Origin of the sequence: uncultured Nevskia sp. (assembly GCF_903885465.1) — a bacterium.
GTDB lineage: Bacteria > Pseudomonadota > Gammaproteobacteria > Nevskiales > Nevskiaceae > Nevskia.
In genome coordinates, this window is sequence record NZ_CAISIQ010000270.1 from 1 (window position 1) to 8594 (window position 8594).

12 protein-coding genes are annotated in these 8594 nt (G+C 62.6%); 10 read left to right on the forward strand and 2 right to left on the reverse strand.

Annotated elements, in window-relative coordinates; translation table 11 throughout:
* Nucleotides 1-986 (reverse strand): MFS transporter (locus QZY06_RS10030; protein WP_295683594.1); only part of this gene is annotated, 986 nt, incomplete at its 3' end.
* A gap of 89 nt (nt 987-1075) precedes the next feature.
* On the opposite strand from QZY06_RS10030, the gene QZY06_RS10035 reads away from it, so the two are divergent.
* The 4 genes from QZY06_RS10035 to QZY06_RS10050 all read left to right on the forward strand — a co-directional run bounded on the left by QZY06_RS10035 (nt 1076) and on the right by QZY06_RS10050 (nt 3138).
* Nucleotides 1076-1546, forward strand: coding sequence for a MarR family transcriptional regulator (locus tag QZY06_RS10035; RefSeq protein WP_295683596.1), 471 nt, complete (start codon nt 1076-1078; stop codon nt 1544-1546).
* 76 nt (nt 1547-1622) lie between these two features.
* Nucleotides 1623-2483, forward strand: a complete 861-nt coding sequence (locus QZY06_RS10040; protein WP_295683599.1) for an SDR family oxidoreductase — start codon at nt 1623-1625, stop codon at nt 2481-2483.
* A 16-nt stretch (nt 2484-2499) separates the two neighbouring features.
* On the forward strand, nt 2500-2628 hold the full coding sequence (locus tag QZY06_RS10045; RefSeq protein ID WP_295683602.1) for a hypothetical protein: 129 nt from the start codon (nt 2500-2502) through the stop codon (nt 2626-2628).
* A gap of 84 nt (nt 2629-2712) precedes the next feature.
* Entirely contained in the window at nt 2713-3138 is a 426-nt protein-coding gene (locus QZY06_RS10050; RefSeq protein WP_295683604.1) for a GFA family protein, read from the forward strand.
* A 58-nt stretch (nt 3139-3196) separates the two neighbouring features.
* Here QZY06_RS10050 and QZY06_RS10055 read toward each other — a convergent pair whose 3' ends face one another.
* A complete protein-coding gene (locus QZY06_RS10055; RefSeq protein ID WP_295683607.1) occupies nt 3197-4198 on the reverse strand; it encodes a helix-turn-helix domain-containing protein in 1002 nt (333 codons plus the stop codon).
* 175 nt (nt 4199-4373) lie between these two features.
* On the opposite strand from QZY06_RS10055, the gene QZY06_RS10060 reads away from it, so the two are divergent.
* The 6 genes from QZY06_RS10060 to QZY06_RS10085 all read left to right on the forward strand — a co-directional run.
* Nucleotides 4374-4952: a hypothetical protein gene (locus QZY06_RS10060; protein ID WP_295683610.1), complete on the forward strand. Its 579-nt coding sequence runs from the start codon at nt 4374-4376 to the stop codon at nt 4950-4952.
* Nucleotides 4953-4959: 7 nt separating this feature from the next.
* Nucleotides 4960-6036, forward strand: a complete 1077-nt coding sequence (locus QZY06_RS10065) for an oxidoreductase family protein (RefSeq protein ID WP_295683613.1) — start codon at nt 4960-4962, stop codon at nt 6034-6036.
* Between the two features lie 9 nt (nt 6037-6045).
* Nucleotides 6046-6744, forward strand: coding sequence for a VOC family protein (locus QZY06_RS10070; RefSeq protein ID WP_295683616.1), 699 nt, complete (start codon nt 6046-6048; stop codon nt 6742-6744).
* Nucleotides 6741-7517: a hypothetical protein gene (locus tag QZY06_RS10075; RefSeq protein ID WP_295683618.1), complete on the forward strand. Its 777-nt coding sequence runs from the start codon at nt 6741-6743 to the stop codon at nt 7515-7517. The genes QZY06_RS10070 and QZY06_RS10075 overlap by 4 nt, the downstream gene beginning before the upstream one ends.
* 194 nt (nt 7518-7711) lie before the next feature.
* A complete protein-coding gene (locus QZY06_RS10080; protein WP_367275607.1) occupies nt 7712-8077 on the forward strand; it encodes a HopJ type III effector protein in 366 nt (121 codons plus the stop codon).
* A gap of 84 nt (nt 8078-8161) precedes the next feature.
* A partial coding sequence (locus tag QZY06_RS10085; RefSeq protein WP_295683623.1) for an Hsp20 family protein occupies nt 8162-8594 on the forward strand: 433 nt, incomplete at its 3' end.

An 8594-nucleotide genomic window follows, 5' to 3' on the forward strand; every position in this document is an offset into this window, starting at 1 on the left:
AGCGCCTGAAACGGCACCATGCGTCCGGATATGGCAACCATGAAGAAGGGAAAGAACAGCACGATCGCCCAGAACGGAAGCGACGGCATATGCGTCAGGAACAGCACTGGCACCAGCGAGACGAGGAGCATCACCTGCAGGACCCGCCGATGGCCGTAGCGATCCGCCAGCCGGCCGATCAGTCGTGAGGTGAAGAACGGCGCGATTCCACCGACGCAGTACATCCAGGCGATGCTGGCCGGAGCAACCCCATGGTTGGCGACGAGGAAGGGTGAGATGAACGCGATCACCATCATGTGGGCGACCATGAGGCTGAAGCTCAGCAGGAACGCGGGTCGATAGCGTGGCTCGGCTATCAGCTTCAGGAGATCAGGCAACGCCTTGGAAAACGGGCGCAGTCCGCCCGCCAGATGCGCGGTCAGTGACGGCACCAGCCAGTATCCGATCAGCCCGATAAGCAGCGTCAGTCCAAACAGCAGGAAGAAAGGCGTGCTCCAGCCGAGGTGAGCGCCCAATGCGATGCCCACCGGAACGCCGATCACGGAGGCCAGGGAGAAGGCCGACATGACGATGCCGGTGGCAGCGCCGCGTCGATGAGACGGGATGACGTCACCGACGATGGCCATGATCAGCGACGTCATCACGCCGCCGGAGATTCCGGCAAACGCGCGGGCAATCAAGAGGACTTCAAAGCTGCCGGCACAGGCGCAGACCAGATTGGATATCGAGAACAGCGCGTACATTCTCAACAGCAGCGAGCGTCGATCGGAGCGATCGATATAGATCGATGCCAGCAGCCCTGACAAGCCTGCGCACCAGGAATAGGCCGAGACCGCGGTGGCGAAAGCGGCCGGGGAAATGGTGAAGGCCCGCATGATCTGCGGCCCCAGCGGCATCATCACCATGAAATCCATGATGACGGTGAACTGGGTAAAAGCCAGCAGCCAGAGGAGCCGGCGTTCCGCGCTTGCGGTGAATGAATACACGGATGTTCCTTTGCGTCGGTCACCTGCCCTGGCCTTTGTCACGACGGGGCTTCAAGTTTCCGGCTTAGTAGTTGATAATATCAACCATCATGCAAAAATCCGTTGATATTGTCAATCAAACCGAAGGCCAGATCGCGGAGACCGTGGTCGAGTCGATCCATTCGGTCATGCATCTGTTCCGCGCGCAGCAGTACCGCGTCCTGCGCGATGGGCCGCACGAACTCACGACCATGGAAAGCAAGGTGCTGGGCTTTTTCTCGCGGCGGATCGGGTCGACCCTCAGCGATCTGGTTTCCCACACGGGCCGCGACAAGGGCCAACTCGCTCGCCTGATCGGCGGCTTGCGGGATCGGGGTCTGCTTGAGGCCAAGGCCGATGAAGGAGACCGACGCAATCTGCGGCTCTACCTGACGGCGGATGGCGCTGCCATCCATCGAACCCTGCACCGCCAGAGACAGCGCCTGTCCAGCCTGGCCGTCGAGGGCTTGAGTCTCCTCGAACGGCAGCAACTTCTGGCCTTCCTGGCCAAGGTGCGCACCAATCTGGAAGCTGCCTCCTGAAAGCTCGGCGTCAAGAAGCCGATCAGTATTTGCTCTGCTGATCACCCCGTCCTCGCTACCCAAGATCTGATCCGCCATGAACACCATCACGCCCAACGGCAAGGTCGCAATCGTCACCGGCGCCAACTCCGGCATTGGCAAAGTCACTGCGCGGGAACTGGCACTGCAGGGTTGGCACGTGTTCCTTGCTTGCCGGAATGAAGCGAGCACGCAGGCCGTGCTCGACGACATCGCGCAGCGCAGCGGCGGCAGCGCCAGAGCCGAGTTCCTGCCGCTCGATCTCGGCGACCTGGCCTCGGTCCGCACGTGTGCTGAGCGCTTCCTGGCTCGCGGCCTGCCGCTGCATCTGTTGATCGCCAACGCCGGACTGGCGGGTCAACGCGGGATGAGCGCATCCGGCTTCGAGCTGAGCTTCGGGGTCTGCCACATCGGCCACTTCCTGCTGACCCAACGGCTGATGGATGCCCTGAAGGCTGCGGCACCGTCCCGCATCGTGGTCGTCGCCAGCAAGGCCCATCGTCACGCCAAGGGCATCGACTTCGAAGCGCTGCGCCGGCCGACGCAGAGTGCCGGCGGTTTGAAGGAATACGCCGTCGCCAAGCTGGCCAACATCCTGTTCGCCGCGGAACTGGCGCGCAGGCTGAAAGGTAGCGGCGTCACCAGCTATGCCGTCCATCCCGGCGTCGTTGCCACCAATGTCTGGCGCGCCGTGCCCTGGCCGCTCGATGGTCTGATCAAGCGCTTCATGATCAGCGAGGACGAAGGTGCGGCGACCACCCTGCACTGCGCCACGGACCCGGTACTGGCTGGCGACAGCGGCCTGTACTACGACAACTGCCGCAGCAGTCAACCTTCAGAGATCGCCAGCGATGCAAACCTGGCTCGTACGCTCTGGAGCAAAAGTGAAGAGTGGGTGGCTGTCGTTCCCGGCGCTTGATGGCTGAGCGGCAGCCATGGTCACTAATCGCAGGGCAGACCCTGAGCCGCTTGCCGAGATGATCAAGGCGGATCCGGCGGTGATCACTGCACTACCTGGTGGCGACCTGGTGGGTATGATCGGCAAATGCTGCACCGTTTCATGAGCAGCTTGAAGCGTCGCCTCGACAGTCGATTGCAGATCGCTCGTTGGAACTCGACGTGAATCCCGTCAATCAAGGAGAGCAACCGTGAGCGAACATCAGGGCAGCTGTTTTTGCGGTGCGGTGCAATTCACCGTCAGTGGCGAGCCGGTGGCGATGGGCTACTGCCATTGCGAGTCCTGCCGACACTGGTCAGCGGGGCCGGTCAACGCGTTCAGCCTGTGGAAGCCGGAGTCACTGAAGGTGACACAGGGTGCCGACAACATCGGCACCTACAACAAGACGCCGGTGAGCTATCGCAAGTGGTGCAAGACTTGCGGCGGCCATGTCTTCAGCGACCATCCACCGATGGGCCTGGTCGACGTCTACGCAGCCGTGATCCCGACGCTGAAGTTCCTGCCGGCTGTCCACGTCAACTACGCAGAGAAAGTGCTGAGCGTGAAGGACGGGCTACCGAAGATGAAAGACTTCCCGGCCGAGATGGGCGGCTCCGGAGAAACCCTGCCCGACTAGGACACGCGCTCGCGCCAGTCGGAGACCTTGCAGAGCAAGCTCGTTCGACAACCAGCTCTCATTCCTTGAGATCAGGTTTGTCGACGAGGCCCGCTCGCTCCTGGCGAGGGGTTACTCCAAACGCCTTGCGAAAGATCTTGCTGAACGTGCCTGAGTCACGAAATCCCCATCGATAGGCGATCTCGGTGATGCTCGTGCGTGGCGACCCGTGGAGATCGTTGCGGCAACGCTCGAGACGTTGATGACGAATCCACGCTGCTGGCGTGGTTTCGGCTCGCTCGAACAGGCGATGCAAATGGCGCTCACTGATGTCGTAAGCGCGCGCGATTGCACGAGTGTCCAGCGCCGGCTCGCCAAGATGCTGCTCGACGTAGTTCATGGCCTGATGCAGCAGCAAGTGGGAGCCATCGTGCAGTTCGGTCGAGTCCTTGGCGCGCAGCGTGGCCGCGAGCAACTCCAGTGTTGCGCGTAGCACGTGTCCAGCCGCGGTCTGCGGCAACTCGCCGAAGGTCTCGTCCAGCGACAGCAGGTGATTCACGAACAGCCGACTCACGTCGGCAGCCGAGTCGATTGGCTGCCCGATATAGGCATCGACACGCGGCAGCACTCGCCGCAGCGCCGACTGCGGCACGGCAAAAGTGATCTGACGAAGGTTCTCGCCGGTGACGAAACGCATCGGCCGCGTGGTGTCCCACAGCGTGAACTGACCCGGCATGAGCGCGATGTCCTGACCACCGATGGTCAGGCTGATCGAGCCTTCCGCGATGTAGATGAGGTTGAAGAAGGCCTCGTCGTCGAGCGCAATCTCGCGCGGTCCGCGCCGGCCGACGATACCTCCGCGATGCGCAGTGAGGTGCGTCAGACGATAGCCCTCGAAGCGACCCTGACGCATGTACGCGGGGAAGCAGTCGCAGCGAACAGGGCGAATGTCCCATCGCATGTGCGCGTCCACCACGAATGCTCGCCAGCATTCGAACTGCTTGCTTGGCGCAACCGTGCCGGTGCTCCACACATCCGGATCCTGCCATCCGTGGACAAGTGGCGACGGGAGAGTCGTCATGGCGGTGCTCTTCTGACCTTGGCTGACCGGACCAGTATGGCGCTGCCGATCGCCTTTCATAGTCGGGCGATTCCGGGGTCCGTTCTGGCCCAATCCGATGTCAGTCCTGGCCAATTTCTGTGCCGCCGCCCTCCGTACCATCGTGAGCAGGCCCCTGCCTCACCGGAGAAACCTCATGCTCGTCGGAACCGTCGAACACCAGAATCTGACCCCTTACCTGCGCAGCATCGCGGACGATCTGTACCCCAAGGTTGATCCGGCGTTCATGCCGCATTTCCAGGAGTACATCGGTCTGCTCGGCAACATCCCCAAGCACTGCGAGACCTTTTTCCCGTACTACTTCAGCATCTGGTTCGACAACAAGCTCGGCCCGCGCATCACCGAGCTGGCCCGCCTCGCCATCGCGCAGGGCACGCAATGCCAGCTTTGCCAGGCGGTGCGTTACACGGACGAGGTCAACGAGCAGGACATCTCCGCGATCCCTGGCGTCGACAGCAAGACGCTGAACGACAAGGAACGCGCCGTGGTGCGTTTCGCCACGGCCTTCGGCAACAACCACCACGCGATCACCGATGAGCATTTCGCCGAGTTGAAGAAATACTTCAGCGACGAGCAGATCACCGAGCTGCTGATGTGGAGCGCGATGGCGTTGGGCCTAGGGCGCATTCTCAAGGTAACGCAGCTGGTCAGCGAGAGCTGCCCGCTGCCGGAGCCGTCGGCCGTCGCGTGGACAAAGTCCAAGAAAGCCGCCTGAGCGCTCCATGACCGAAGCCCTCGCCATCGTGACGCCGGATCAGGTAACGGCGGCATGGATCACGCAAGCCCTCCTGCAACGAGGTGTGGACGCCAGCGTCGAGAGCCTGCGCATGGAGCAGGTCGGCACCGGCCAACTCGGCGAGACCCGCCGTTTCCACCTGCAATACAAGGGCGCGCCGCCGCCGGAAGCGCCGAAGTCGGTGGTCGGAAAATTTCCCTCGGCCAATGCGGTGGCGGCCGAGTCCGGCAAGACCATGGGCTTCTATCGCTCCGAGGTGATGTTCTACCGGGAGCTGGCGCATCGCGCGAAGATCCGCACGCCCGCGGTATACGTCGCCGAGATCGACCAGGCCAACGACTTCACGCTGCTGCTCGAAGACATGGCGCCCGCGCGCCAGGGTGACCAGTTCAAGGGCTGCACGTTGGACGAGGCGCGCCGCGCGCTCAAGGAAGCAGCGTTGCTGCACGCGGCGTTCTGGAACGACAGGGAATTGATGGCCCAGCCGTGGCTTTATGTGCCGGAGGGTGCGCAGGGCTTCTACACCACCGAGCTGATCGAACGATCCTGGGATCACGTCTGCAAGCACTACACCGAGTACCTCACGCCCGAGTTCAAGCGCGTGGGTGACAAATACGTGCGCAATCACGCGTACTGGAATCGCCCGCGCGAATTCCCGAAGTGCTTTTCCCACAACGACTTCAGACCCGACAACATGCTGTTCGGCGCTCCCAGCGATCGCATCTGCGTGGTCGATTGGCAGACCAGCAACTTTCTCGGTTCCGGCATGGACGTCGCCTACTTCCTCAGCGGCATCTTCGACCGCCAGACCCGCAAGACTCACGAGCGCGCTCTGCTCAAGGAGTACCACGAGGATCTGCTGCGACACGGCGTGCACGACTACAGCTTCGATCACCTGCTGCGCGACTACGCGCACTACAGCTTCGCCGTGATCGCGGTGGCCATTGCCGCAACGCTTATCGTCAAGCGCACCGAGCGCGGCGACAAGATGCTCATGCACATGGCGATTGGCGGCGCGCTGCAGGCGCTCGACAACGATGCGCTCGATGATCTGCCGGACTAGGTCTCGCCGATGAAGCTCGCCAAGCAGCACCTGGACCTCGGCCTGTTCACGCGCGATATCGGGCCGCAACGCGAGTTCTGGAAAGGCACCGCGGGCCTGCGCCTGGATCACGAACTGGAATTGAGGCCGGGCTGGGTACAGCACCGCTTCGATGCCCACGGCTCCGTGATCAAGGTCAACCACTGGGCCGACGAGCTTCCGGTGCTGCCGCCCACGGGTTACGTCGGCCTCAGCATCGTGCGCCACGACGGGCACTGGGAAGGGGTGGACGCAGATGGCAACGCTGTCCGCCTCGTACCGCCAGGTACCGACGGGCTCACTCGCATCGGCATCACCGTGCGCACACCCGACCCGGCTCGGATGATGGCGTTCTACACCGGCGCGATGGAGTTCGATCGTATCGACGCGAATACCGCCCGCTGCGGAGACACGCTGTTGTTCGTCAAGGAAGGTCCCGGCGGCAGCGAGACCGAGGATTTCATCGGTCTCGGCTACCGCTATCTCACCGTGCAGATCTTCGACGCCGACGTGGCGATGCGCGGGATCATCGCGCGCGGTGGACGGCTCGCACGCGCCGCGATCAGCTTCCGTGATGTGGCGCGCTTCGGTTTTGTGAAGGACCCCGACGGCAACTGGATCGAAATCTCGGCGCGAACATCGCTGACCGGATCGGTGCCGAAAGCGGATGGATCTGGAGACCCTGTATGAGCCGATATGTCGAAGTCGCCGAAGCCATCGCCATGCCCGGCCTGCGCGTGGTGCTCACGCCGGGCATCCCCGGGCCGTTCAGCGAAGCGGCCAAGGGCATCCTGCATGTCAAGAAATTGCCTTACGTAAGAGCGCGGCAGGATGTGCTGGGCGCCAATCCCGAGCTGCTGCGCTGGACCGCACAGACCACCGCACCGGTCGCCTGCTGGAACGATGAGCCGCCCCGCTGCACCTGGATCGAACAGCTGTTCCTGTTCGAGCGGCTGGCACCCATGCCGCGACTCATTCCGCAGGACTGGGACGAGCGCCTGCTGATGTTCGGTCTGGCTAACGAACTGATGAGCGAGAACGGCTTCTCATGGAACCGGCGACACCTGATGGTGCGCGACTTCACGCGGCCGGAGCAGGACGCGGCAACGCGAGACATCTACGACAAGCTTGGTCGCAAGTACTGGTACGGGCCGGAAGTATCGGCGGCGGCGCCGGGGCGCTGCGTCGAGATCATGCAGCGGTTCACCGCTCAGCTCGAGAAACAGCAGGCAGGCGGCTCGCGCTACTTCATCGGCGATGCGCTTACCGCACTGGACATCTACTGGGCTACCGCCGCAGCGATGCTCGAACCGCTTCCGCCCGACCTCTGCGAGATGGCGCCCCTGTTCCGCGCGGTGTACACCAACCGCGATCCAGCGCTGCGCGCAGCCACCACGCCGGTCCTGATGGCGCACCGCGATTTCATCTACCGCGAACATCTCGAGCTACCTCTTCAGCTTTGATGCCTCGGTCATCGCGGCGTCTTCATTGACGGCAGTCGTGCCGGCGGCCCTCGCCTGCTTTGCCGGTTGCAGGTCGGGCCGATCGACACCTGTCCGAAAGACGACATCGTTGCCACTTGGCGGGCTGGTATGCGGCCGACTTTTTCGATCAAGGCGCGGCTAGAATGCGCACCCCGATTGAACTCCGCTCGACCATGTCGCTGACCGCTTTCCTCCAACGCCTGCGCGAAACGCCCGAGCAGATCGAATTCGCCGACGCCATTGCGGCGATCGAAAGTCACTACCGGTACACGCCGACGGCCTTCCGGAATGGAGACGTCGAAAACGCTGCTGACCAGAACGGCGGCTCTTGCAAGATCTTTGCGTTCGCGAAGCTGCAGGGTCTGAGCCAGAACGAAACGCTTGCCTGCTTCGGTCGCTACTACCGTGAAGACGTGCTGCAGCACCCGGATGCGAGCGACCACCAGAACATCCGCAACTTCATGCGCAGCGGATGGAGCGGCATCACTTTCGCGGCTGAAGCGCTGAACGCGTACCGAACACCTCTTGAAACGAAGTAGATCTGCCATAGATCGTCTTGGTCGGGATGCCGCAGTTCGGGTTCCGACACATTCCACTTCGCTGATTGTCAGGAGGTTATTTTCATGAACAGCTTTTCCCTTGCTCCGCTTTATCGCTCCACCATCGGCTTCGACCGCTTCAACGATCTCGTCGAGGCTTCGATGCGCGTTGAAGCTGCCAGCTATCCGCCGTACAACGTCGAGAAGAAAAGCGAGGACGAGTATCGCATCGTCGTAGCCGCAGCCGGCATGGCCGACGAGGATCTCGAGATTCAGGTCGAGAAGGACGTGCTCACCATCGGCTCGACCCGGCGCGAGACCGCCGATGAAACGCAGTACCTGCATCGCGGCATTGCGCAGCGTGCGTTCAAGCTGAGTTTCCGCCTCGCCGACTACATCGAGGTGCAGACCGCCACCCTCAAGAACGGCCTGCTCACTGTCGATCTGGTCCGCCGCATCCCCGAGTCGGCCAAGCCCCGTCGCATCGCGGTGAACGGTACGGTGTCGAAGCTCGTCG

Bases quoted from the DNA above. Each gene is read 5' to 3' on its own strand.
- QZY06_RS10035 (WP_295683596.1), top strand. From the start codon at position 1,076: ATGCAAAAATCCGTTGATATTGTCAATCAAACCGAAGGCCAGATCGCG.
- QZY06_RS10040 (WP_295683599.1), top strand. From the start codon at position 1,623: ATGAACACCATCACGCCCAACGGCAAGGTCGCAATCGTCACCGGCGCC.
- QZY06_RS10045 (WP_295683602.1), top strand. From the start codon at position 2,500: ATGGTCACTAATCGCAGGGCAGACCCTGAGCCGCTTGCCGAGATGATC.
- QZY06_RS10055 (WP_295683607.1), bottom strand. From the start codon at position 4,198: ATGACGACTCTCCCGTCGCCACTTGTCCACGGATGGCAGGATCCGGAT.
- QZY06_RS10060 (WP_295683610.1), top strand. From the start codon at position 4,374: ATGCTCGTCGGAACCGTCGAACACCAGAATCTGACCCCTTACCTGCGC.
- QZY06_RS10065 (WP_295683613.1), top strand. From the start codon at position 4,960: ATGACCGAAGCCCTCGCCATCGTGACGCCGGATCAGGTAACGGCGGCA.
- QZY06_RS10070 (WP_295683616.1), top strand. From the start codon at position 6,046: ATGAAGCTCGCCAAGCAGCACCTGGACCTCGGCCTGTTCACGCGCGAT.
- QZY06_RS10075 (WP_295683618.1), top strand. From the start codon at position 6,741: ATGAGCCGATATGTCGAAGTCGCCGAAGCCATCGCCATGCCCGGCCTG.
- QZY06_RS10080 (WP_367275607.1), top strand. From the start codon at position 7,712: ATGTCGCTGACCGCTTTCCTCCAACGCCTGCGCGAAACGCCCGAGCAG.